The following is a 22,746-nucleotide window of genomic DNA, read 5'->3' as shown; positions in this document are numbered from 1 at the left end:
ACGCACCCGCAACAACTGAGCTTCGACGCTCAATGATCAACGCTACTTCTTCGAATTGCGGGCCTCAAGCCTGAATCCGCAGGCGATGGGAGGAGCTATACTAGAACGCAATCCGCGCTTGCCGGCTATGTCTGGCCAACATGCGATAGCACGTTGAGTATTTTTCCCGTCGGGTCGTAGATGAAAAAGCGCCTTACGCCCCATGGCTCGTCGGTCAAATCGTGGACGAACTCGCATCCCATTTCTCTTGCTCGACGATGCACCTCGTCCACATCGTCGACCTCAATCGACAGGTCGGGAACAGGAGCGCCGGAGCCGCCTTCGCTGAGGATGCTGATCTGGGTGAGGGCATTCTCGCGGGAGGTCAGCGTGACGATCCATCCCAGATCCATTATCGTCTCGAGCCCGAAGAGATCGGAGTAGAATTTCCGAACCTCCGGGACTGCGTTTGCGGCAATGTTCGCGACGATGCGGTGTACTGCCATTTTGTCCCCCTCTGAAAGGCTGCCGGTTTCGGGCAACCCGTGTGAGTTCCGCTGGCTAGTTTGCACCAAACTCCTGTGTCTTCATAGGATCCGCTCGCTGCCCCCGGCAGGTAGCCGAGGGCTCGCTCCCTCCTGCCGCGCCGGTGGAACGCCGAGGAGGAGCACTGCTTGAACTTCAGGAGGGCGTGAGGGACGAGGCCGAACGAACTGGCTTCAGCGCTCAAGGGCTTGGCGATCCTGGCGAGCGGGTGCTGCGCCGGCCGATTTGTCTTCTTCCGTCAGGCGACGGCGCTGCCGCTCGGTCCTGATCCGCTTGGGGGGCGGGCTATCCGAGCGCCGGCCGCCGGGCGCGAAGCCTTCCCGGTGCAGGCGGATCGTCAACTCGAGGATGTCTTCCTCGCTTCTGCCGCCGAGGGTGTAGAGCGACAAAACCCTCGCCGCCACTTCGTTGCGATCGGCGGGATCATCTATGTGCAGCGCCTCGGCTGCTCGCCGGATCAGCTTGTCGAGCAAGTCCAATTCTTCGGGGGCAAGATTTCCGCGTTGATGGGGATTGGTCGAGAGATAGGTACGCATACCATCTCCTTTCTAGGCTTCAGCCTGGGGGGCTCTCTGATAGGCGCGGCTTTCCTGATGTGGCCCGTCTTCAGAGGATTGCGTGCCTTAATGCCAAGGCGTTGCACTTCCACCCCGCAACGGGGCAGACGCCACAACGGACGCGTTCAAACGCGGGCTGCACGATGATTCGGATATTGCGGGGGAGGAGGATCTATGTTGGGCGGGCCATACGCTTTCTCCAATTGGGGCGAAAGCGCGATGATCTCTTCCAATCGCCGGCGCCCTAGAAATTGGCCGGAGACCCGATCATAGTACGCTCATTCCGCCGCTTGGCAAGACAAGCGCTGTTCGGTTGCCAATACGCAAGATAGTTGCGCGCAAAAGAGCCCGCCGCCTCGGGTGAGACGACGGATGAGTGACGAGTTCATTCAGAAGAAGAACGTTTTTTTATACGACGAAGATTTGCCGAAATTGACAGTGGACCAGTTCATACTGGTCGCATTGTCTGGGTCGGCCTTGCCTCGGCGTGCAGAAATTCAGGCGAGAAGTGGCCGCACCAGTCATCGGCGGCGACCACTGGCCAGAGTCCATGACCTAGCGGATCAGGCTGGGACACGGGTGGGTTGAAGCGGCAAAGACCGCGATCGTTATTGGCCACTGCCTCGTTCAATTTGTGATCGTCATAGAAGCGGCAGCTTGCACAGCAGGTTGAGTCGTTGGGCATCTTTGCCTCCATCTAAGGGATTCCGCTCGCGGCATCAGTCCTTGCAATTCGGCAAGGCTGTTCGGGTTCCATTCCCTGAAACGAGCCGTGGGCAATTATGATCCAATCTGCATGGAGCAAAAGTGTTCGTCACGTCGGGGCGGCAGCGGTTATCGCAGCGGCGAACGCCCGGCGACGTCTATTTCCCTTTGCAGGGAACGCACTAACTAGCTGCCATTGCCGGAACAACCGGCCATCCGGCTCGAACAAGCGGCGCCCCCGATCAGTGCGGGTGCATGAAGCAGTGAGCGGCCGAAGGGAGCTCGAACAAGCAAAGCAATCGCGCATTTCGATGGAATGCCCAGGAGAGGGAGCATGCCTGCCAACTCAAATTGGTGATCTCAATCGAAGGAGCGTGCGATGTCCAGCAAGCAGGAAGAAGGCCGTCGAAGCGAGGCAACCGACGCTGTCGTCAACAGGCGCAGCGTCTTGCTCGGCGGCACGGCGCTTGCAGCCGCGTCAGCAATCGGAACCGGCAGTTCAGTCCGGATTGCCCAGGCGCAGGAAGAAGCCCCGGACACTTCAGCCAACAGGCCGCCCAACATCATCTGCATCATGGGGGACGATATCGGCTGGTTCAATGTGGGCGCCTATCACCGCGGCATCATGGCCGGCAGGACGCCGAACCTCGACAGGCTGGCCAGCGAAGGCATGCTGTTCACCGACTACTATGCCGAAGCAAGCTGCACCGCCGGTCGCGCCAACTTCATAACCGGGGAATTGCCGATCCGCACCGGCCTCACCACCGTCGGCCAGGCAGGCTCAAAGCTCGGCATACCGGCGCAGGCTCCGACCATCGCCACGGCGCTCAAGTCGATGGGCTACAACACCGGCCAGTTCGGCAAGAACCATCTGGGCGATCTCAACGAATTCCTGCCGACCGTCCACGGCTTCGACGAATTCTTCGGCTATCTCTATCACCTCGACGCCATGGAAGATCCGGCGCACCCGAACTACCCGCCGGAACTCCGCGACACGGTCGGGCCTCGCAACATGATCCACTCCTGGGCGACCGCCACCGACGACACGACGGTGCAGCCGCGCTGGGGAAAGATCGGTAAGCAACGCATCGAGGACGCCGGGCCGCTCTATCCAAAACGGATGGAAACGGTGGACGACGAGATCCTGAAGTTCACTCTCGCCTTCATCGATCAGGCGAAACAGCAGAACAGGCCGTTCTTCGTCTGGCTGAACCCGACGCGCATGCACGTGGTGACCCACCTTTCCGAAAAATACGAGAAGATGCGCAAGCCCGAAAACGGCTGGAGCGAGGAGGAGGCGGGCATGGCACAGCTCGACGATGTCGTCGGCTCGGTCATGCAGAAGCTGAAGGACGACGGCCTGGACGACAACACCATCGTCGTCTTCACGACCGACAACGGGGCCGAGAATTTCACCTGGCCAGACGGCGGACAGACGCCGTTTGCCGGCGGCAAGGGAACGGGACTGGAAGGCGGCTTCCGGGTGCCCTGCATCATCCGCTGGCCCGGTCATGTGCCGGCAGGCAAGATCGAGAACAGCATCATCTCGGGCCTCGACTGGTTCCCGACCTTCGTCGCGGCCGCCGGCAATCCGAATATCGCGGAAGAGCTGAAGGCCGGCAAGCAGCTGGGCGAGACCAACTACAAGGTTCATCTCGACGGCTATAACCAGATGGATCTGATAACCGGGAAAGGTCCGTCGGCTCGCCACGAGATCTTCTATTTCACCGAGAGCACGCTGGCCGCGGTACGGATCGACGATTTCAAGTATCGTTTCACCGACCAGCCGACCGGGTGGCTGGGCGGTACCGTCAAGCTTGATTGGCCAATGTTGACCAACCTCCGTCTTGACCCCTTCGAGCGCACCGGCATGCCGAGCGGCGATAGGGGCTCATTGGCCTTCTACAACTACTTCGTCTACCAGTTCTGGCGCTTCCAGTTCGCCCAGCAGCAGGTCGCGAGGCTTGCGCAGACGGCACTCGAATTTCCTCCCATGCAGAGGGGGGCGAGCTTCAATCTGGAGAGCGTCAAGGCGCAGATCGAGAAGGCAATGAAGTCGCAAGCGGGCAATTGACGCCCGCTAGGCCGGCGGGCTCCTGCAAGCCGCCGGCCCGAGGCGCCCGCGCGATTGAAATTGGGGTCCATGGTGAGGTGGCGATGGACAAAAGCACAAAGCTGAACAACCCCGGTGCCGCTGCCGGCCAGGCACCTTTTCCCGACATGGTCTGGGTGCCCGGCGGCGAGTTCCTGATGGGCTCGGATCGACACTATCCAGAGGAGGCTCCGGCCCATCGGGTCTGTGTGGACAGTTTCTGGATGGACATGTTCACCGTCACCAATCGGCAGTTCTCGCGCTTCGTGGAGGAGACCGGCTACGTCACGCTGGCCGAAAGGCCGGCCAATCCGGACGACTATCCCGGCGCGCTCCCGGGAATGCTCGCGCCGTCGTCGACCATATTCGTAAGGCCATCGGCCCCGGTCGACATGCACAACCACTACAACTGGTGGGTCTATGTGAAGGGGGCGAACTGGCGCCACCCGCGAGGCCCCGCCAGCTCGATCAGGAAGCTGATGGACCATCCCGTCGTGCATGTCGCATGGGAAGACGTCGAGGCCTACGCAAAATGGATCGGCAAGGAGCTGCCCACCGAGGCCGAGTGGGAGTTTGCGGCCCGAGGCGGCCTGGAGGGCGCCGAATTCGTCTGGGGCGACGAGCTTGCGCCCGGCGGCAAGCATATGGCCAACACCTGGCAGGGCGAGTTTCCCTACCGCAACACGCTGGAAGACGGCTTCGAATACACGGCCCCGGTCGGCTCGTTTCCCCCCAACGGCTATGGCCTCTACGATATGGCAGGCAATGTCTGGCAATGGACGGCCGATTGGTATCAGGAGCACGGCCGGGCGGACAGCCCCTGCTGCACGGCTGTGAACCCGCGCAGCGCCAGCAGGGAGGCGAGTGTCGACCCGCGACAGCCCGGCACGCGGATACCGCGGAAGGTGACCAAGGGAGGCTCTCATCTCTGCGCGCCGAACTATTGCCGTCGCTATCGGCCGGCGGCCCGCATGGCTCAGCCGATCGATACATCCATTTCGCATCTGGGCTTCAGATGCATCGCAAGAGGAGCGCAGGGGTAAGCGATGGTGTCGATGCTCCGATGGGAACTGTCTGACCGCCGGTCGATGGAACCATCGGGAGAGTTTCTGATTTGATTGGCCATTCCGGCTGCATGACTGGACTGTAGACCACAGACTGCCTCGAGAGCCCACACAACGGATCGAACTTGAAGGGCAGGGGGCGATATATTAACGGGACGCGGAATTCCGTGGCGGCGGACCTGCGCTCATGGAGGAATCTATGGGTACCATTGGCCGTCTCTTGCACAACGTAAGCCAGAAGGCTGCGTCTGTTTCCATACTGGTCTGGGGCCTGGCTTGCGCGGCATCGACCCCGGCGATTGCGCAGGAAGCGCCCAATGTTCCAGGCGCCCCCAATGCAACGTCGACGATCGACGGCCGCTACCTGCCGCCGCCGCCGCAACCCTTCCAGGGCGAGATAAACCTCAACGCGGCCCAATCGAAGCCGGCCTGGCCGCCGCGCGTGGTGCCGCCGAAGGGTGCTCCCAACGTCCTGCTCATCATGACCGATGACGTCGGCTTCGGCGCGCCGTCCACCTTCGGCGGAGTTATCCCGACGCCCACCCTGGACCGCATCGCCGCCAATGGCCTGCGCTACACCAACTTCCATTCGACGGCGTTGTGCTCGCCGACCCGGGCGGCGCTGATCACCGGCCGCAACCACCATTCGGCCGGGTTTGGGGTGGTCTCCGAGCAATCGACGGGCTTTCCCGGCTATAACAGCATCATCCCGAAGGACAGCGCCACCATAGGGCGTATCCTGCTCGAAAACGGCTATCGGACGTCCTGGTTTGGCAAGAACCACAATACGCCGACCTACCAGGCAAGCCAGGCGGGCCCCTTCGACCAGTGGCCTACCGGAATGGGGTTCGAGTATTTCTATGGTTTTGTCGGCGGCGACACCAGCCAGTGGCAACCCAACCTCTTCCGCAACACCACGGCCATATACCCCTATGTGGGCAACCCAAGCTGGAACCTGGAGACAGCGATGGCGGATGACGCCATCCACTGGCTCAATCAGCTGAACAGCATCGATCCATCGATGCCGTTCTTCCTCTACTACGTGCCGGGCGCCACCCACGCCCCGCATCATGCGACGCCGGAATGGATCAAGAAGATCAGCGGCATGCACCTGTTCGACAAGGGCTGGAACGCCCTGCGCGAGCAGATATTCGAGAACCAGAAGAGGCTCGGCGTGATCCCTGCCGATGCGCAACTCACGCCCTGGCCCGACAAGCTGCTGAGGCAATGGGATACGCTGAACCCGGACGAGAAGAAGCTGTTCATCCGTCAGGCGGACGTCTATGGCGCCTATCTCGCATACGCCGACAATGAGATCGGCCGCGTCGTCCAGGCGGTAGAGGATCTCGGCAAGCTCGACAACACGCTGATCATCTACATCAGCGGCGACAATGGTGCTTCCGCGGAAGGCTCGCCCAACGGCACCCCAAGCGAGATCATGCAGTTCAACGGCGTGGAACTGCCTGTCGCCGAGCAGATGAAATGGTATGACGCCTGGGGCAGCGACAAGACCTACAACCACATGGCAGTGGGCTGGGCCTGGGCCTTCGGTACGCCGTACAAATGGACCAAGCAGATCCCGTCCTTCTTCGGCGGCACGCGCCAGGGCATGGCTATATCCTGGCCCGGACACATCACCGACAAGGGCGGCGTCCGCAATCAGTTCCACCATGTTATCGACATCGTGCCGACACTGCTGGAAGCCACCGGCATCCCTGCACCCTCAATGGTCGACGGCATCGCCCAGAAGCCGATCGAAGGGGTCAGCATGATGTACACCTTCGACAAGGCCAATGCCGGCGCACCGACAGCACACAAGACGCAGTATTTCGAGATGTTCGGCGTGCAGGGGCTGTACAATGACGGCTGGATGCTGAGCGCCGTTCCCATTCGTCCGCCCTGGGATCTTCTGGGCAAGGCCATCCTGGACCCGGCAAGCGCCTTCAAGTTCGAGCTTTACGATACGAGCAAGGACTGGACGCAGAACAACGACGTTGCGGCGGACCATCCAGACAAGATGCGCGAGATGACCGACCTGATGTTCGGCCAGTTCGCCAAGTACCAGGTGCTGCCGCTCGACGCGTCCGTGGCGACGCGCGTCGTCTCCCCGCGGCCGAATCTCGCGGCAGGGCGGAAGGTCTTCACCTATTCGGGCGAGGGCGTGACCGGTATCCCGGACAATGCCGCCCCCGGCCTGCTCAACACCTCCTATACGATCAAGGCCGAAATCGACGTGCCGCAATCGAGCGCCGAAGGCGTGATCGTCACCGAAGGCGGGCGGTTCGGCGGCTACGGGTTATACCTGCTCAAGGGCAAGCCGATGTTCACCTGGAACCTTCTCGACCTCAAACGCATGCACTGGGAGGGCCCCGAGGCGCTGGCGCCCGGCAAGCACACCATCGAGTTCGATTTCAAATATGACGGGCTCGGCTTTGCCACCCTGGCCTTCAACAATCTGAGCGGCATCGGGCGCGGCGGCACCGGTGTGCTGAAGATCGACGGCCGCGAGGTTTCATCGCAGATGATGGAACGCACCATCCCGCTGATACTGCCGATCGATGAGACGTTCGATATCGGTTCCGATACCGGCACCCCGGTGGACGACCAGAACTATCAGGTCCCATTCCCGTTCACCGGCAAGATCGACAAGCTGACGATCACCCTCGAGCCCCCGCATCTTACGCCGGAGGACGAGAAGCGGCTGTCGGATGCATACCGCGCCGGACAGGACGCGAAGTGACGGTTCCGGATTTTGGACGCGAGGGCCGCGACCGGGTTCGAGCCGGCTAGCGGTTGGTCGTCCGACGCGGTTGTGCTGTCCGGCGGAGCAAGAAGCTGCCCCGCCGGAACTCACATGAGCCGTTCCCGCCTCGCCGTCGCGGTGACCCGAAATTCGGTGATGCTTTCTGTCGGATAATCAATGCCGTTATTTGTGCATGCCAAATAACATGGTAGAAGAAGCACTCTGCGGGAGCAGAGGAATTTTGAATTGTCTCATTTGATCGCACGGTAGACGCGAACGTCTATTGCGCCGAACTCCTGGCCCCGAACGAGGACCGACATGAAAGCGATTGGCCTTGCATGCCTGACTTCGCTGACGATCTTCACCTCTCCTGTCACGGCGGCCGATCTCGAAACGGCGCCGCCGCCCCCGGTCCCTTCGGAATGGCGCTACCAGCTGACGCTTTATGGCTGGGCAGCTGGCGTCACCGGTGATGTCGGGGTTCTCGGCCTGCCGCCAACCCACATCAACGTGACGCCCCTGGACGCCCTCAGGCATCTCGACGGAGCCCTCATGGGCTCGTTTGGCGCAAGGAAGGATGATTGGCTGCTGCTTGCCGATCTGATGTGGGTGAAGCTTTCGGAGGACAAGTCGACCCCCGACGGCGGCTCGATCGATCTGGATCTAAGACAGCTTACGGCTTCGGCCCTGCTTGGCTACCAGCTGCCTGTCGGCGTGCCCAACATGGATCTCAGCGCAACTGTCGGCGCGCGTTACCAGCGTCTGACGATGAACATTGATCTCCAGCGCCCCGGCGGACTGCCCCAGCTCAGCGGCGAGGACGTGAAGCAGTGGGTCGATCCGACCGTAGGCCTTGCCATGCATTACGACATCAATGATCGCTGGTTCATCAACGCGCTCGGCGATGTCGGCGGCTTCGGTGCCGGTTCGAAGATAACGGCGCAGGGCTTCGCGACCGTGGGCTATAATTGGTCTGAGACGATATCGACCGCCCTGGGCTACCGAGCCATCTACACCGACTACAGAAAAGGCGGCTTTGTCTTCGACGTGACCCAGCACGGCCTCTTCGCAAGCCTCGGCATTCACTTTTGACGGAGTGCGGGTCCGCTTTGGCTCCAGACTAATCGCTTGGGACGGCCGCGGTGACCGTCCCAAGCGCCTCGTTTGCGGCCAGCCGGAAACGCCTTTGACGACGGGTGTTTCTGTGGCGCCAACCTAGCTAAGAACTTGCCTATTCGGCCGCGCCCGGCCGTGCGGGGAACTCGCCTCTGGTCTTTGCGCTCGGCTCCATGAAGCCCATGACAGTGCCACTGAGCGTGCTGCCGGTCATGAGCACGGTGGCCCCGAGAACGAGGAGGCCCGTGAGGGTGAGCACGTAGGGGGTTGTTCCGGTCACCGCAAGAATGCCGAGGACGATCGCGGCAAGACCTGAAAGGCACTGCAGAACCCCAGAACCCGCCGCCATTTCACCGGCCACGAACTCGGCCGCCGACATTTCCCGGGCAGCCCCGCTTCGATACCGGGCCTGCTTTGCTCGATAAAGATGCCAGACCGAATTGCTGCTCAGCAGCAGCGCACCTCCGAACGCGATGACCGCCGCAGCCGTGAGAGTGGCCGAAGAGATGCCGATAAGCGCAAGCACACCAAGCACGATGCCAGCTGCTCCCACCAGGAACAGCGCCGAAATGCCGCCGCCTCCCGTCAGTTCCTCGGTCGCGCCGCCGGCGCCAGCCGGTCCAAGCAGCTTGGTGTATTCCGTCAGCATGGTGCCGCCCTGTATTAGCAGGGCCACGCCGAAGACGATCGTGGCAACGGCGGCCAGCATGGGCTGGCCCAAACCGGACAAGGCGACTATGGCCAGGACGATGGTCGCTACGCCGCCAATGGCATCGACCAGTCCGCCATATGTTGCAGCTTCCTGGAAGGTGCTTTCAGAACTTGAGACAATTGACATGGGAACCTCCATTCTTCGAGGTGCGCCCGATGTCGTTCGGTCGTGAAGTCTGGTCTACCCTCGACACCCCTCCGGGTAGCCGAGTTCTCGCGGCCGCATCTTGCCTTGTCGTGCGCGCCTTGGTCCTTCCGGTGTAACGCGCTGGCCACCCACCGGTTGCAAGCAAATCGTCTTCTCTCCGAGGTGGCGGGCTCTTTTTGCGTCTCATCTGCCCCTTGCGCGGCCTCAGAACTTGATCGTGGTCCGCAGGCCGATCACGGTTGCGTTGGGTATGCGAGAGGAAGGATTCGCAGGATCGGGAGCTCCACCGCCGGGCCGGACAATGTACTGGAAGTCCGGCTGGAGCGACCACCAGGGGCTGATCTGCGCTATGTAGCTGACCTCCACCGCCAGTTCGCCGGAGCGGATCGGGCCCGCCCCGAGCGTTGCGACCTTCTCACGGTCGAGCGCAATCGCGTCGTTGCTGATCCTGGAATAGGCGAGGCCGACCGTCAGACTGTCCTTGGGACGCGACTCGAACGGTGCCTTGATCCCGATGCCGCCATCGACATACCAGGAAACCAGGTTGCGGTCGGCAGGGACGACCTCGCCTCGCAGGAAGGCGCTGATGTCGCGCGAGCCGACGCTCCACAGCGGCTGGTCGGCAACCGCATAGATCCCCCAGTTGCCGCGATGCATGAGCGGAGAGACGCCCGGTAAGGCAAGCGAAATCTCATCGCCGGCGCGATCGGTTCCAAACCGTTGGTCGGCGAAATCTCCGGTATGGTACCAACCGCCCAGCTTGTAGATCGCGGCTTGGCCTGCATCGTGACCCGTTTTTTCGGCAGTGTAGCGCGCCTCCGCAAAGATCAAGGCCCCGCCGCTGAAACTGAATGTCAGGCCATAGCGATCGCAGGCCTGCGGATTGGTCGTGCAATGCGAGCCAGCCGGATTGCCGCTGAAGATCGCGGTGAGGAACGACCAGGGCTTGTCCTGCCCCAGCAGCAGTCGTGCGCCGGGCGTCGCAAGGGGGTAGGCGGGCCCTCCGCTCGGCAGATCCGCCATGTTGAGAGCCGGCCAGCCGAAGGTGCTGTTGATCAATCCTGCGGCAGTCGGAGCTATGATGAATTCGCTGTCGGCCGCCAGCTGGCCAATGCGGAAGGAAGCCGATTTTTCGAAATCCCGCTCGATCCATGCGGTAAAGAGACGAGTGGTCGGCAGCGCATCGATGCTGCTGGGGTCGGCCAGGCTCTCGACATTGCTCTCAACATTGCGGTTATCCACATCGTGTATCTGGAAGATTGTGGCCTGGGCCTTCATCCCCTTCCAGCCGAGAAGCCGCTCAAGGTCGAGATCCGTAGTGACGTTCAGTTGCCCCTCGTAGGTGGAGCCGCGTCTCACTCCTCCCGAGATGACGTTCATGATCTCGCCGATATAGTTGATCGTGAACTCGATGCCCTTGTCCTTCAGGGCCTTCCGGTGTCCGCCCCAATCGCCGGTTAACGTGCCCCATTCCCAGATGCTCTGAGGCGAGCTGCTGTCGGCGGCATCGGCATGTGCCGGCAGGGGCCGGAACGCCGCGAGCGCCAAGCTGCTTATGAGCAGCGCCCCGCCAAGCAGGCGCTTCAGTAGGGGGAGTAATGCAGGCTTAAATCGCATCAGCGTCCGCTCCATTCAGTACCTCAGCTTTTGCGCCAGAGGCAGGTTACGTTTCGGAAGATGCACCGCCGCAGGCCCGGATTTGCAGGCGATGAGATGGCCCGGCGATACCTCCTATTCTGAAACGGAGCCTGAAAGGACCCCGGCAGGCGTCGGCACTTCGCATGGGGCGCCGATGGGATTTTCGGGGCCGGGGCCGAAGCGGCCGATGGGTGTGGTGCAATAGACGCCAAGGCCGCTCTCCATTTCCGTGGGCGGGTAGACGGAGATCGGATCACCTTCGGGCGACAGCGTGTCTGCCTTCGTTTCCTGGAGCCGCCGTTCCGCATCGAGCACATCCAGACGGACGGAGAAGCCGGCCGCAATGTCGCTCATGAATCCGCCGGCAATCTGGACGGGCCCGTCTGCCTGTGCGTCATTCGCTCTGGCCTGCGTGACGATGCTGTTGCCAAGAAGTGCAGAGATACTGTTCTGGTTTGCGCCGCCGTTGATGTATGAAGTGATCAGGGCCGGGGCGGCTATGCCTAGTTGCACGAGTGCAATCGGGCTTCTAACTTCATTGTTCAGTGAAGCTATTATTCCTCCAAGCAAGATCAGGATGGATACTCTTACGCCATAACCTATGTAGTTTCCCGGCGTAAGGGGGCTGGTGCCATCAAGCAGTGGTGCGAAATCAACGGTCAGCAGGCTTACAAGGATCGGCAATATTCCGCCAAGTGCACCGAGCCCGAATACAGATGTCCTGGACATGCATATGCCCCCACTTCTGTTTTATTGCTGGAAAATATCTCTTCCAACTTGTTAAAATGCAAGGGCCGTGACATCTGGCCTGCTCGCAATCTGCGACCTAGGCCATTGTTGGGGAGCCAGAGTTTCCTGAAGGCAAAGGGAGGGTGGAATGCGCGTCAATGAAAATCATCGTCTGGTGGCAGACAATGGACGACTGGTGCCGTTCGAACTCACGAACAACAAGGGGGCTCAGTTCGGGTCCGGCCGGCCGTCACATCTGATCATGCACTACACCGCCGGCGGGACGGCGGACGGTGCGATCTCATGGTTCAGGAACAGGGAGTCCGAGGCATCCGCGCATCTGGTCATCGATCACATCGGAGCCATTACGCAAATGGTGCCGTTCAATACGGTTGCCTGGCATGCCGGTCGCTCAAGCTGGCGAAACCTCGTCGGTATGAACCAGTATGCAATCGGCATCGAAATCGTGAACTGGGGACTGCTGAACGGGGAGCCGGGCAACTGGCGAAACCGGGTCGGCGGCCGGGTGCCGGACGAACGCGTGATACGGGCGCGCCACAAGAACTTTGACCCCAGCACAATGCACGGCTGGGAAATCTTTGAACAGGCCCAGATGGAGGCGGCGCTGCTGGCCGCGTCGGCGATCGTCAAGCATTACGGCATTCCCGAGCAGAACCTGCTCGGCCACGACGATGTCTCGCCGGGTCGCAAGCAGGACCCGGGTCCGGCTTTCAACCTGGAGCGGTTCCGGGCGCAGCTATACGGGCGATCCTCGGATTCGGATAACCTGTTCAAGGTAGTGTCCGGAACCGGGCTGACACTCCGCGCCGGGCCGGGGGTCTCGTTCAACGCAATCGAGATGCTGAAGGACGGATCGCTTGTCCGGCAGATCGGGGCTGACGGCGTCTGGTTCGAGGTGAACCCGGTAATCACCGGCGCTCCCCAGGACAAGATCGGCTGGGTGCACTCGCGCTGGCTGGAAGCGGCCTGAACCGGCTAATGGGCGAGGGGCCGGGCGCCCAGCAATGAGTGGCTGGCGCCCGGCGGAAAGCTGGAAACTACTGCTGCAATATCGTGTTCTGCGTACCTTCCTCGACCTGATCGATTACCAGCAGCTTGACGTCATCGGTGCCGACATTGGCGCCCCGATGCCACTGTCCGATCATTTCCACGACAAAGTCGCCGGGCCCGTAGGTGGTGCTCTTGCCGGTCTCCACATTGGTCACTTCCAGCGTGCCGGCCTGGACATAGGCGTAGCGCGGGAATGGGTGCTTGTGCACCGGCAGTTTCGCGCCGGGCGCGATCTCATAGGTCGAGACCAGAACCTGCACGTTCTTCTGCGGCAATGTGATCGGCTGGCCGGACGCGGTTTGCGTGGCTGACGCGACCGGAGATACCACCACCGCCGCGCCATGACTGTCGAGCGCCTGAGCCGCGCTTGTGGCGCATGCCAGCAGCAGCACTGATGCCAGTGTGGTTCGCATGAAAGCCTCCCATTTGCCAGGCAGCAGGGTGCGGAAAACGTCGCAGGCCGTCAATCCACGTCGGCTCATTCTTTGCCGCTTATTTGCAGCGGTACAGACGTGGGTGGAACTTTCACCACCGCTCCAAGTTATTGGTGTTATTGAGCATCTGCACAGAGGAGCGATTATTATGGGTCGTGGCATTCTTCTTTGGCTTCTTGGCGTACCTATCCCGATCATCATCCTTATCATGCTGTTCATGAGATAGGAGATCGTGATGGAAACGGTGCAGACCGGGCGTCCGGTGGTGGAATCATCATCATCGGCCGTATCGTGGGGCCCGATTATCGTCGGTGCCATAGCTGCTGTTGCGGCAACCCTGATCCTGATGCTGTTGGGAGCTGGCCTCGGACTGAGCGTGATTTCGCCGTGGTCGATGCGCGGAGTGTCGGCCACCACCTTCGCGGTTTCGGCGGCGGTGTGGCTGATCATCGTCCAGTGGCTTTCTTCCGCGCTGGGCGGCTATCTGACCGGCCGGCTGCGCACCAGATGGGTGGGCGTGCATGACGACGAAGTGTTCTTTCGCGATACCGCGCACGGCTTTCTCGCATGGGCCCTGGCAACCGTGGTCATCACTTTCATCGTCGGCTCGGGTCTGACCTCGGCGGTGAGCGGTGGCGTACAGGCCGCTTCCACCGTCGCTTCCGGCGCGGCCCTCGGGGCAGGCAGCCAAGCTGCCGGCGGTGGCGGTGGCACGGCGGAGAATGCGACGGGCTATTTTGTTGACTCACTCTTCCGGCCGGCAAACCCGTCGCCGACAGCCCCGGAAGATCGGGCGGCGGCGACTGCCGAGGCGACGAAAATCTTGTTGATGGGAGCGACGAGCGGCGAGATACCGGCCGAGGACCGCGCCTATCTGGTTACGCTCGTGGGGTCCCGGACGGGCCTCTCGCAGGCGGATGCAGAGGGCCGGGTGAATGCCGTTCTGCGACGCATCGCCGATACAAAAGCCAAGGCGAAAGAGGCCGCTGATACCGCACGCAAGGCCGGGCTAACCCTGTCGCTCGTTGCCTCCATGTCCCTCCTGATCGGGGCCTTCATTGCGGCCGTTGCCGCGTGCGTGGGGGGAAATGAGCGCGACAGGCGAGAGACCCTGATAGGCTAGGCGGGTTGCCACCTATCTTGAAAGCAGGAGCCGTTTCGCGGCTCCTGCTTGTCTTAATGACGCTGCGCCCGTCTCACTGACCAACTTCAATACGGCCGGTGGCACACAGTCACTTTCTTCGTGACCATATGGTTGTGTCGCCATTCACGGGTCACTTCCGTGTGGCAGCCGTGGCGATGATGACGGCGATATCCCTCGTCGTACTCCCGCTCGCGATATTCGGGACGGCCGTGGCGTTCCTGTATTCCGCCTTGATATTCCTGGTGTTCATATTGCGCAACGGCAGTCAGCGGGAGGGTCAGCAGGGCGCCTGCCGCCAAAACGCATACTTTGAGCAAGTCTTGCATGGCGATCTCCTGATCGAATGACCGGTATCCAACCTCACGCAACTGCTAGAGTTCCCATGCGGCCTCATTTTTGAGGCGCAGCGGCAGCGCCCAGCATTTTCAGCGCCGCCCGGTACTTATCGCCGCCATCGGCGGAATGCTCGCAAGCCCTCAGATTGTCCCGCAGATCGGCAATCTTGACCGGCAGCGCCAATGGGTTCGATGCCGCACGTCGCACGAAATCGAGATAGTCTTCGTTTTCGCGGCGCGTAAGCGCATCCACCGCGTCGACTATGCGGGCCGAAAAACCTTTCTGGCGCAACTGGTGCAGGGTGATTTCCGACTTCTCCACCACATCGTGGAGCAGGGCGACTATCTTTTGATCGTCCTCGCTCACGGAAGCCGCCACGCGCAGAACATGGCGGATGTATTCCTCACCGTTCTTGCCGGTCTTGCCTATGTGGGCCGAGAGGGCTGTCGATAACGCGTTCTCAAAAGGGCTCATGGCGCTTCAGATGCCTCCAATCAGGCAGAGAACAGACGCGATTGTCCAAGGTTCCAATCTGGGGCGAGAGGCCGCCCGGGGGAAACTCCGGCCGAGGAGGGGGAGGGGCACTCGACGCTTGTTCTCGAATTGGCGGTAGACGGGCCGCGGAGTTGCAGCCATTCTAGGCTTGTCAGCTTCCTTGGGGGACGAGAAGTGCACGCCCGAGGAAAACCGCGATGCCTACAAGCAATCCATACTTGACCGGCGCCGATCTGGAGAAGATCAAACGCGTTCTCGCAAAGAGCGGAGAACAATTGCCGCAGAGCGGCTCGCCGCTGGATTCCGAAGCGGCGAAGTATCTGATGCGGGTGTTTCAGGAAGGTGTGACCGACGAACACGCCCTGGCCGAGGCGCTGGACCAGTATATCGCCAGGCGGCGCGGCTGGCGGCACGGCCAGTCCGGCTGAGGCGCCGCCATCGCGGTGGCGGGGGCTCCAGATCAAGCGCTCCAAACAGGAACTCGGCCGTGCGATTGGCACGGCCGAGTCATCTGTCTTCCGATCGTGCCGAATGCCTCGGCAGAACGCTTGCTCCGGCCCGCTTTAAGCGGCTGCGCGGGCTCGTTCGTTGGCCCCGGCTTCGGCCAGCTTGGTCAATGCCGCGTCGGTCTTGGCCTCCTCGGCGAGCGTCTGGTCAAGCAGCCGCTCGGCATCCTTCATTCCGAGTTCGGCAGCCCAGCGCTTAAGCGTTCCGTATCGGGTGATCTCGTAGTGCTCCACCGCCTGGGCCGAAGAGATGAGCCCGGCATCGAGGGCCGGCGTATTCTTGAACTCGTCCGCGATCTCTTCGCCTTCCGAGATGATGCCTTCGATCGCCTCGCAGGTCTTGCCCTGAGCGCGCTTGCCGAGGATTTCGAAAACCTGCTGAAGCCGCTCGACCTGGCCCTCGGTCTCTTCCAGATGCTTCTGGAAGGCCTGCTTCAACTCGGCAGACTTGGCGGCCTTGGCCATCTTCGGCAGCGCCCGCAGGATCTTGCGTTCCGCGTAGTAGATGTCCTTCAGCGTGTCGTAGAAAAGATCTTCAAGCTTTTTCTCAGCCATCGCCTATTCTCCTTCTATCGTTGGCCGCCGAACGGCGCCTTTCTGCTTCGGCCGGCGAACGCGGGCCGACATTGTTGCCCGGTTGGCTAATGCCAGCGGCTTGTTGAGGTTCCCGATTTCGTGAAACAATTTCCGCAAGATGCCCCGTAACAGGCCGGCCGAAGGAAAGGCGGACCGTGCACGGAAAGCGAGCTTCCGCCGCTATTTTTTCGGCTCCGAACCCCGGTCCCGGTTGCCTTCGTCGGTCAGGCTCCAACCCTCGCCTTCGTAAAGCGTTCGCTGGTTCTGCAGGTCGACCGCGCCGTTCGATACCAGGATCAACCTGACCGCCTCGGCATGCTTTTCTTCGACTCCAGTGACGCTCACAATCGCTCCGCCGCGGCGAATTCCTTCGGCATAGACGCCGGCGTCATCCTTATCGATGCCTCCATCCACGAGAGCTGCGACCAGACGCCCGGCTACGCCGCCGACCACCGCACCTGCGGCAGCGCCCGCGAGCGTCGCGGCAAGCCAGCCTGCCGCGACAACAGGGCCAACGCCGGGTATGGCCACTATTCCCAGTCCGGCCAGCAGGCCGCCTGCACCGCCGGCGACAGCGCCGGCACCGGCACCGGCACCCGTGGCCACGTCGCTCTGCGCGTCGGCCTCAGGTTCCTCGCGCCCGACATATGCAATATCGGAACTCGCGATCCCTTCTTCTTCGAGACTATTTACAGCCGAGCGAGCCGCGCGGTTGGTAATGAAAAGTCCCGTCACCGTCTGCATCGCCATCTCCCTCATTGCCCGCTTCTGGTTCTTCGCGGCTCCGGTCAATCGAAAGGCAGTTGTCGCTCTTCCCGCACCCGCGAAGTCCCGGTCCTGCTCAGAGCCACGACCGATGGTTCGAGCCGGTGCGACGAGCGGCTTCCCGTCCCCTTGGGCGCCGATTTCCCGACAGCAGGCGTTTTAGAAGTGGCGGCGCGAAGGATTTCAACTCGGGCGCGACGTTTTCGGCCTCGGGCGCACGGCGCTTGCGCAGGCGCGCCGCGTCCTGCAGCATGGTGCCAGCCCAGCGATAGACGTTGTTGGTGCGGACGACGTCGCGCAGCCGGGTCATGCGTTCGCGCTGTTCCTCCTGCGGCATGGTTATCGCACGCAGCATTGCTTCGCCCATTGCGGTGGGATCGAAGGGGTTCACTATCAGCGCGTCGAGAAGTTCCTGCGAGGCGCCTGCGAAGGTGCTGAGGATCAGCACGCCCTGTTCGTCGTCGCGGGAAGCGACGAACTCCTTCGCCACCAGATTCATGCCGTCGTGCAGGCTGCTCACTACGCAGGCGTCGGCTGCACGATAGGCGGTGTACACATCGGGCTGGTTGTTGTGCTCGTCCAGGAACAGGATCGGGCGGTAGGTTCCGTTGCCAAAACGCTCGTTGAACGCTTCCACGAAGGCGAGGCACTCTTCGTGAAGATGCTTGTAGGCCGTCAGGACACCGCGGCTGGGGGCCGCGATCTGAAGAAACGCGACCTTGCCGACCCATTCCGGATGGCGCAGGAACAATTGTTCGAGGGCGTGGAAGCGGTCGATGATGCCCTTCGTGTAGTCCATGCGCTCGACACCCACGAGCAGCTTCGTTTCCGGAGAGAGGCCGAACCGGCTGATCAGCTTTTCCCTGCATTCCTCCACGGAAGGCAGGTCTTCCAGGGTCGTCGGCGGCCATTCTATGGAAATGGGGTAGGGGTGCACCAGCGTGCTCTGGCCGCCGTAGCAAATTGCCGAATGCTCGCGATCGATCCTGCTTTCCAGAAAGCGGTCGACGCTGTCGGTGAAATTGTTGCAGTGGAACTGGATGTGGAAACCCACGATGGAACTGCCCAGCAGCCCGTCAAGGATCTGCTCGCGCCAGGGGCAGATGCCGAAGACCTCGGAATTCGGCCAGGGGATATGCCAGAAGGTGATGATGGTCGCATCCGGCAGCGCATTCCGGATCATGCGCGGCAGAAGGGCAAAGTGATAGTCCTGAACCAGCACCACGGGAGCCGAACTGGTTGCCTCCTTCACGATCCGGTCGGCGAATTTCTGGTTGACCGCCTTGTAGGCCTCCCAGTCGGATTCGCGGAAGATGGGCCTGGTAAAGGCGATGTGGCAGAGCGGCCAGAGCCCCTCATTGGCGAAGCCGAAATAGTAGCCCTCCTGTTCCTCCTCGCTGAGCCAGATGCGGCTGAGCGTGTAGGCCGGCCGGCCGGGAGGGACCTGGACCCGGTCATGCTCATCGACCACGAGGTGGTCTGCGGACCCTCCTCCATGAGCGATCCATGTTCCTGAGCAGGCGCGCATGACGGGTTCCAACGCCGACACGAGCCCGCTTGCCGGAATGCAGAGCTCGACCTTCCCGTCGTTCAGGTTGTGGATGTAGGGTTCCCGGTTGGAAACGAGAATGATCTCCGCGCCGGGCAGTTCGCGGTCTATCACCTGCCGCATCATTTCCGGCGACCAGGTCACGAGAGGAGCGTCTGCCCCTCGGTTGTTTTGCTCGAATTCGGGCAGCAACTGGTGCGGTGCCTCGTCGAGCGGCCTGTTCGGCGGCCCGGCCCGCAGCGCGGGGAGATTGCGCATGGCGGCGAAGGACGTCCAGATCGCTGCAAGCGAAATGCAAAGAGCGGCGGCTGCCAGCCCCATGACGGCTAGAAATGCTGTTTCAATAGTCATACCGCTCGTGGCGTTTGCAAATGTCTCGAACGGTCTCAGCCCGCTCTGGTAGCGAACTCTCCGCGGCCCCAGGGGTTCCAGCCAGCCTCCGAATTTTTCAGCTGCGAACCACCAGGGTCGCCAGTCCTTCGTCGCGAGAGTCGAGGAAGGCCGCGACGCGATCGCCGACCCGCTGGAAGTGAAGGTCGACCCGAACGTCTCCTACGCTGAGGCGCCTGACCGACAGCCGGTCGATGCCGATGGGCAATCTCGGGCGGTTTACGTGGATCTCGCCCTCGAACCCGTCGATTTCCAGCCCAAGGCAGGCCTGCATGAGCATGAATGCAGAACCGGAAGACCAGGCCTGCGGCAGGCAGGCAACGGGATAGGCCACCGGGGCTTCGCCGGGGGCTCGCGTGAAGCCGCAAAACAGCTCGGGCAGGCGCATGTTGAAATGCACGGCGGCTTCGAACGTGCCGCTCATCAGCCTGACCACGCCGTCGCGCATTCCATAGCGAGCCATTCCGGCCCCGCATATGGCGGTGTCATGCGGCCATATCGAGCCATTGTGATACGACATCGGATTGAACGGCACTTCGTCGTCGGCAAGGGTTCGGATCCCCCATCCGGTGTGGAATTGTGCCGTGAGCAATTGGTCGACCAGTATGCGGGCACGTTCCGGAGCCGGAAGCTCCACATAGAGCAGGTGGCCGGCATTCGAGGCACGCACCTGACACTGCCTGCCATCGCCGTCCAGCGCTATGGCGTAGAAGCCATCCTCGGCCATCCAGAAATAGCGTTCCACGGACTCGCGCATGCGTTCGGCACGTTCCGTCCAGTGGTCCGCGAGCGCAAGCTCGCCGCGGCGAGTCGCAAGTTCCGCCAGCCCGCGATAGGCCGCAAAGACGTAGCCCTGGACCTCGATCAGCGCTATGGGCCCCTTCGGCATCGAGCCGTCCGCATGAAAAACCGCATCGAAGCTGTCCTTCCAACCCTGGTTGAAAAGGCCGGATTCGGCGGCGCGCTGATAGGCGATGAAGCCGTGCTCGTGGAGGGCGCCGACGGAGTCGATCCAGCCGGCTGCCGCGCGCAGGGACGGCCAGATGCTGTCGATGAATTCCATGTCGCCGGTCCGTCGGGCGTAGGCGCTGGCCAGGTAGATGTAGAGCGGCGTGGTGTCGACGCCGCCGTAATACCGGCCGAAGGGAAGCTCGCGCAGCGCCGCCATCTCGCCCTTGCGGGTTTCGTGCAGGATCTTGCCGGGCTGGGAGTCGCTGAACGGCAGCGTCTCCGTCGCCTGGTGCTGCGCCAGAAAGGCGAGCACGCCTTTCGCGAGCCCGGGATTCAGCCACAGCATCTGCAGTGAGGAAATGACGCCGTCCCGCCCGAAGGCGGTGGAGAACCAGGGAATGCCCGCATATGGGTATGGGCCCGTGGGCAATTCGGTGGTGAGCAAGGCGATGTCGGCGCGCGCCCGCGACATCCAGTCGTTGAAGACCCGGCCCGAACTGTAAAGGGTCGCGCCGTGCCGGCGCTTGGAGCGCATTTGCCAGCGCGCTCGCGCCGCCGCCGAACGATAGCGTTCGCGGCTGGGAAGCTCGATCTGCTCGGCACCGACTTCCAAGAACAGCGTGTGTGCACCGTGCCGCGGCACAGACAGGCGGAATTCCGCGCGCGAGGTGCTCAGCTCGCGCGGACGCTCGGAGAACGAGATGACCGACTGCCGAACCAGGCCGTCCAGCCCTTCGTAGCAGAGGGCGACAGTTTCTCGCGATGTCTTGCTGGCGCTGATTTTCCCGCGCTTCAGGCGCCTGCTTCCGCGGACTTCAAACATGTCGCGGAAGTCCGCGTCGAACTCCAGCTCCATGGGAACCTGCACGGTGCGGTCGCCGTAATTGGCCAGCCGGATCCGTTCGAACAGCCGATCCTGCCATATCAATCGCGAGCGCTCGATATGGATCACGCCCTGCGGCATGCTGGAGTCCGGCTCGACCTCCAGCGGCATGTTCGTCAGATTGGCGTTGAAGATAATGTTGTCCTGGCTGAGCGACGCCCCAAGCAGGGTCGGCTCCTTGTCGCCGATGGTTAGGCAAAGCAGCGAAAGGACGCGCGTGTCGTCGCGGAACAGGCCATCGCCCCGTCCACGGATGTCGCCCCGGTCATTGGTGACAATGAAACAGTCGCCGTGTTTCAAGGCAAACTGCTTGAGTGGGTTTCTCGGCGGCATCTTGTCAATTGCAGCAAGTGCGACTGCCGGATCGAGCTGGCGTTCGTCGAGTTCTGCCATGATGACTTTCCCATAGCTCGGATCATCCTGCCTTCGGACCGGGGGAAGGGACCCTAAAAGTCCAGCAGCCGAGTGTAAGCGTCGACATATTGCCTGACCATTCGGTCGGCGCCAAAGCGTTGTTCGAACGCCGCGCGAACTTGCGAGCGGTCAAGCTTTGCGACACGATAGACAGCTTCCACCGCGGCTTCCGTGCTGTCAACGACAGCTCCGGTCACACCCTCGTCGATGATCTCCTCCATTGCACCCTGGTTCCAGGCCACCACCGGGGTTCCCACCGCCATGGCTTCGATGACCACGAGCCCGAAAGGTTCCGGCCAGTCGATGGGAAAGAGCAAAGCCGCGGCGTTGCCGAGGAATTCCACCTTCTCGGCCTCGCCGATCTCGCCCACGAATTCGACATTCTCGCCATCGATCAGTGGTTCGATCGTCTCGTGGAAATACGCCCTGTCATCCCTGCCGATTTTCGCGGCGATCCTGAGGCGATAGCCAGTCCTGCGCGCGATCTCGATTGCCCTGTCCGGCCGCTTGTCGCGGGCAATGCGCCCGAGAAACGCCAGATACCCCCCGGACCCGTTCCAGACCGGCTGGCCGCTGTAGGGCAGGCCGTGGTGAATGGTGGCCAGCCATCTGGCTTCGGCAAGAGGCTTTCTCTGACTGTCCGAGATCGAAATCATCGGGAATTCGTTCCACCGCCTGTAGGCGTCGGGAAGGTCGCGATAGTCGAGGCGGCCGTGAGGGGTCGTCACCGTCTTGTGCGCCATGTTCTCGAAGAACGGGAAGTGCAGGAAATGGCTCAGATGAAAGTGGATGATGTCGAATTCCGACGCCCGCTTCCGCACCTCGTCGAGCATCGTGAAATGAGCCGCGATAGACGATGTGTGGGGATGCGGGTCAAGCCGCAGGGCGCAGTCGCGGGTGGCGACCAAGCTGGCGCGGGTGACGGAATCGCCGCTTGCAAACAGCGTGACCTCATGGCCGAGATCGACCAGGCCGTCAGCTAGATAGGAAACTATCCGCTCTGTTCCGCCATAAAGCCGGGGCGGAACGCTCTCCGCAAGTGGCGCGACCTGTGCAATCCTCATCACTCGTCTCTCGTCGCCCACATGCTCCATGTCATGGGGCTGAAATCGATTACTGCCTCGAATGGTTCCAAGTTCGTGGCTCGGCGCGAGTGTCATCGTCGATGAGGGGAACGAAAGCCGAGCTTCGCCGGTTAGACGAA

21 protein-coding genes are annotated in these 22,746 nt (G+C 61.9%); 7 read left to right on the top strand and 14 right to left on the bottom strand.

The window, feature by feature from the left end:
* Nucleotides 1–125: 125 nt before the first annotated feature.
* From ABLE86_RS03455 to ABLE86_RS03445, 3 genes are all read right to left on the bottom strand, one after another.
* The gene (locus ABLE86_RS03455; RefSeq protein WP_348777503.1) at nt 126–485 is read right to left on the bottom strand and encodes a VOC family protein; all 360 of its coding nucleotides are present in this window, start codon (nt 483–485) and stop codon (nt 126–128) included.
* 213 nt (nt 486–698) lie between these two features.
* Nucleotides 699–1,061 carry a hypothetical protein gene (locus ABLE86_RS03450; protein WP_348777502.1) on the bottom strand — a complete coding sequence of 121 codons (363 nt, stop codon included), beginning with the start codon at nt 1,059–1,061 and terminating at the stop codon, nt 699–701.
* 469 nt (nt 1,062–1,530) lie between these two features.
* Nucleotides 1,531–1,767, bottom strand: a complete 237-nt coding sequence (locus tag ABLE86_RS03445) for a hypothetical protein (protein ID WP_348777739.1) — start codon at nt 1,765–1,767, stop codon at nt 1,531–1,533.
* Between the two features lie 399 nt (nt 1,768–2,166).
* On the opposite strand from ABLE86_RS03445, the gene ABLE86_RS03440 reads away from it, so the two are divergent.
* From ABLE86_RS03440 to ABLE86_RS03425, 4 genes are all read left to right on the top strand, one after another.
* Nucleotides 2,167–3,861: an arylsulfatase gene (locus tag ABLE86_RS03440; protein ID WP_348777501.1), complete on the top strand. Its 1,695-nt coding sequence runs from the start codon at nt 2,167–2,169 to the stop codon at nt 3,859–3,861.
* Nucleotides 3,862–3,944: 83 nt separating this feature from the next.
* Nucleotides 3,945–4,922 carry a formylglycine-generating enzyme family protein gene (locus ABLE86_RS03435; RefSeq protein WP_348777500.1) on the top strand — a complete coding sequence of 326 codons (978 nt, stop codon included), beginning with the start codon at nt 3,945–3,947 and terminating at the stop codon, nt 4,920–4,922.
* Nucleotides 4,923–5,142: 220 nt separating this feature from the next.
* Complete coding sequence (locus ABLE86_RS03430; protein WP_348777499.1) at nt 5,143–7,683, top strand: arylsulfatase; 2,541 nt, start codon at nt 5,143–5,145, stop codon at nt 7,681–7,683.
* A gap of 321 nt (nt 7,684–8,004) precedes the next feature.
* Nucleotides 8,005–8,778 (top strand): hypothetical protein, encoded by a 774-nt coding sequence (locus ABLE86_RS03425; protein WP_348777498.1) that lies wholly within the window; start codon nt 8,005–8,007, stop codon nt 8,776–8,778.
* Nucleotides 8,779–8,917: 139 nt separating this feature from the next.
* Here ABLE86_RS03425 and ABLE86_RS03420 read toward each other — a convergent pair whose 3' ends face one another.
* The 3 genes from ABLE86_RS03420 to ABLE86_RS03410 all read right to left on the bottom strand — a co-directional run bounded on the left by ABLE86_RS03420 (nt 8,918) and on the right by ABLE86_RS03410 (nt 12,028).
* A complete protein-coding gene (locus ABLE86_RS03420; RefSeq protein ID WP_348777497.1) occupies nt 8,918–9,640 on the bottom strand; it encodes a hypothetical protein in 723 nt (240 codons plus the stop codon).
* Between the two features lie 225 nt (nt 9,641–9,865).
* Complete coding sequence (locus ABLE86_RS03415; protein WP_348777496.1) at nt 9,866–11,293, bottom strand: carbohydrate porin; 1,428 nt, start codon at nt 11,291–11,293, stop codon at nt 9,866–9,868.
* Nucleotides 11,294–11,392: 99 nt separating this feature from the next.
* Entirely contained in the window at nt 11,393–12,028 is a 636-nt protein-coding gene (locus tag ABLE86_RS03410; protein WP_348777495.1) for a hypothetical protein, read from the bottom strand.
* A gap of 148 nt (nt 12,029–12,176) precedes the next feature.
* Here ABLE86_RS03410 and ABLE86_RS03405 point away from each other — a divergent pair, with 148 nt between their 5' ends.
* On the top strand, nt 12,177–13,019 hold the full coding sequence (locus ABLE86_RS03405) for an N-acetylmuramoyl-L-alanine amidase (RefSeq protein WP_348777494.1): 843 nt from the start codon (nt 12,177–12,179) through the stop codon (nt 13,017–13,019).
* A gap of 67 nt (nt 13,020–13,086) precedes the next feature.
* Here the strand turns inward: ABLE86_RS03405 and ABLE86_RS03400 are convergent, their stop codons facing one another.
* The gene (locus tag ABLE86_RS03400; protein WP_348777493.1) at nt 13,087–13,512 is read right to left on the bottom strand and encodes a cupin domain-containing protein; all 426 of its coding nucleotides are present in this window, start codon (nt 13,510–13,512) and stop codon (nt 13,087–13,089) included.
* Between the two features lie 256 nt (nt 13,513–13,768).
* Between ABLE86_RS03400 and ABLE86_RS03395 the strand changes: the two genes are divergently transcribed.
* Nucleotides 13,769–14,656 carry a hypothetical protein gene (locus tag ABLE86_RS03395; RefSeq protein WP_348777492.1) on the top strand — a complete coding sequence of 296 codons (888 nt, stop codon included), beginning with the start codon at nt 13,769–13,771 and terminating at the stop codon, nt 14,654–14,656.
* 86 nt (nt 14,657–14,742) lie between these two features.
* Here ABLE86_RS03395 and ABLE86_RS03390 read toward each other — a convergent pair whose 3' ends face one another.
* Both ABLE86_RS03390 and ABLE86_RS03385 read right to left on the bottom strand, forming a co-directional pair.
* On the bottom strand, nt 14,743–15,003 hold the full coding sequence (locus tag ABLE86_RS03390) for a hypothetical protein (protein WP_348777491.1): 261 nt from the start codon (nt 15,001–15,003) through the stop codon (nt 14,743–14,745).
* Between the two features lie 64 nt (nt 15,004–15,067).
* Nucleotides 15,068–15,487 (bottom strand): HD domain-containing protein, encoded by a 420-nt coding sequence (locus tag ABLE86_RS03385; RefSeq protein WP_348777490.1) that lies wholly within the window; start codon nt 15,485–15,487, stop codon nt 15,068–15,070.
* Nucleotides 15,488–15,726: 239 nt separating this feature from the next.
* On the opposite strand from ABLE86_RS03385, the gene ABLE86_RS03380 reads away from it, so the two are divergent.
* Nucleotides 15,727–15,936, top strand: coding sequence for a hypothetical protein (locus ABLE86_RS03380; RefSeq protein WP_348777489.1), 210 nt, complete (start codon nt 15,727–15,729; stop codon nt 15,934–15,936).
* Nucleotides 15,937–16,071: 135 nt separating this feature from the next.
* Here ABLE86_RS03380 and ABLE86_RS03375 read toward each other — a convergent pair whose 3' ends face one another.
* The 5 genes from ABLE86_RS03375 to ABLE86_RS03355 form a co-directional block, all read right to left on the bottom strand.
* Nucleotides 16,072–16,569, bottom strand: a complete 498-nt coding sequence (locus ABLE86_RS03375) for a ferritin-like domain-containing protein (RefSeq protein ID WP_348777488.1) — start codon at nt 16,567–16,569, stop codon at nt 16,072–16,074.
* Between the two features lie 201 nt (nt 16,570–16,770).
* Complete coding sequence (locus ABLE86_RS03370; protein WP_348777487.1) at nt 16,771–17,334, bottom strand: hypothetical protein; 564 nt, start codon at nt 17,332–17,334, stop codon at nt 16,771–16,773.
* Between the two features lie 97 nt (nt 17,335–17,431).
* Nucleotides 17,432–19,255: a trehalose-6-phosphate synthase gene (locus tag ABLE86_RS03365; RefSeq protein ID WP_348777486.1), complete on the bottom strand. Its 1,824-nt coding sequence runs from the start codon at nt 19,253–19,255 to the stop codon at nt 17,432–17,434.
* A 97-nt stretch (nt 19,256–19,352) separates the two neighbouring features.
* Nucleotides 19,353–21,521, bottom strand: a complete 2,169-nt coding sequence (locus ABLE86_RS03360; RefSeq protein WP_348777485.1) for an amylo-alpha-1,6-glucosidase — start codon at nt 21,519–21,521, stop codon at nt 19,353–19,355.
* A gap of 53 nt (nt 21,522–21,574) precedes the next feature.
* Nucleotides 21,575–22,606: a glycosyltransferase family 4 protein gene (locus tag ABLE86_RS03355; protein ID WP_348777484.1), complete on the bottom strand. Its 1,032-nt coding sequence runs from the start codon at nt 22,604–22,606 to the stop codon at nt 21,575–21,577.
* Between the last annotated feature and the right edge of the window lie 140 nt (nt 22,607–22,746).

The organism is Mesorhizobium sp. KR2-14, assembly GCF_040049255.1.
In the GTDB taxonomy this organism is placed as follows: Bacteria; Pseudomonadota; Alphaproteobacteria; order Rhizobiales; family Rhizobiaceae; genus Pseudaminobacter.
This window is presented reverse-complemented; position numbering and strand designations above follow the sequence as displayed.

Coding starts and splice junctions, on each gene's coding strand:
- ABLE86_RS03425 (WP_348777498.1), top strand. CDS start 8,005: ATGAAAGCGATTGGCCTTGCATGCCTGACTTCGCTGACGATCTTCACC.
- ABLE86_RS03400 (WP_348777493.1), bottom strand. CDS start 13,512: ATGCGAACCACACTGGCATCAGTGCTGCTGCTGGCATGCGCCACAAGC.
- ABLE86_RS03360 (WP_348777485.1), bottom strand. CDS start 21,521: ATGGCAGAACTCGACGAACGCCAGCTCGATCCGGCAGTCGCACTTGCT.
- ABLE86_RS03410 (WP_348777495.1), bottom strand. CDS start 12,028: ATGTCCAGGACATCTGTATTCGGGCTCGGTGCACTTGGCGGAATATTG.
- ABLE86_RS03415 (WP_348777496.1), bottom strand. CDS start 11,293: ATGGAGCGGACGCTGATGCGATTTAAGCCTGCATTACTCCCCCTACTG.
- ABLE86_RS03445 (WP_348777739.1), bottom strand. CDS start 1,767: ATGCCCAACGACTCAACCTGCTGTGCAAGCTGCCGCTTCTATGACGAT.
- ABLE86_RS03375 (WP_348777488.1), bottom strand. CDS start 16,569: ATGGCTGAGAAAAAGCTTGAAGATCTTTTCTACGACACGCTGAAGGAC.
- ABLE86_RS03430 (WP_348777499.1), top strand. CDS start 5,143: ATGGGTACCATTGGCCGTCTCTTGCACAACGTAAGCCAGAAGGCTGCG.
- ABLE86_RS03420 (WP_348777497.1), bottom strand. CDS start 9,640: ATGTCAATTGTCTCAAGTTCTGAAAGCACCTTCCAGGAAGCTGCAACA.
- ABLE86_RS03435 (WP_348777500.1), top strand. CDS start 3,945: ATGGACAAAAGCACAAAGCTGAACAACCCCGGTGCCGCTGCCGGCCAG.
- ABLE86_RS03390 (WP_348777491.1), bottom strand. CDS start 15,003: ATGCAAGACTTGCTCAAAGTATGCGTTTTGGCGGCAGGCGCCCTGCTG.
- ABLE86_RS03370 (WP_348777487.1), bottom strand. CDS start 17,334: ATGCAGACGGTGACGGGACTTTTCATTACCAACCGCGCGGCTCGCTCG.
- ABLE86_RS03365 (WP_348777486.1), bottom strand. CDS start 19,255: ATGACTATTGAAACAGCATTTCTAGCCGTCATGGGGCTGGCAGCCGCC.
- ABLE86_RS03405 (WP_348777494.1), top strand. CDS start 12,177: ATGCGCGTCAATGAAAATCATCGTCTGGTGGCAGACAATGGACGACTG.
- ABLE86_RS03385 (WP_348777490.1), bottom strand. CDS start 15,487: ATGAGCCCTTTTGAGAACGCGTTATCGACAGCCCTCTCGGCCCACATA.
- ABLE86_RS03355 (WP_348777484.1), bottom strand. CDS start 22,606: ATGAGGATTGCACAGGTCGCGCCACTTGCGGAGAGCGTTCCGCCCCGG.
- ABLE86_RS03455 (WP_348777503.1), bottom strand. CDS start 485: ATGGCAGTACACCGCATCGTCGCGAACATTGCCGCAAACGCAGTCCCG.
- ABLE86_RS03395 (WP_348777492.1), top strand. CDS start 13,769: ATGGAAACGGTGCAGACCGGGCGTCCGGTGGTGGAATCATCATCATCG.
- ABLE86_RS03450 (WP_348777502.1), bottom strand. CDS start 1,061: ATGCGTACCTATCTCTCGACCAATCCCCATCAACGCGGAAATCTTGCC.
- ABLE86_RS03440 (WP_348777501.1), top strand. CDS start 2,167: ATGTCCAGCAAGCAGGAAGAAGGCCGTCGAAGCGAGGCAACCGACGCT.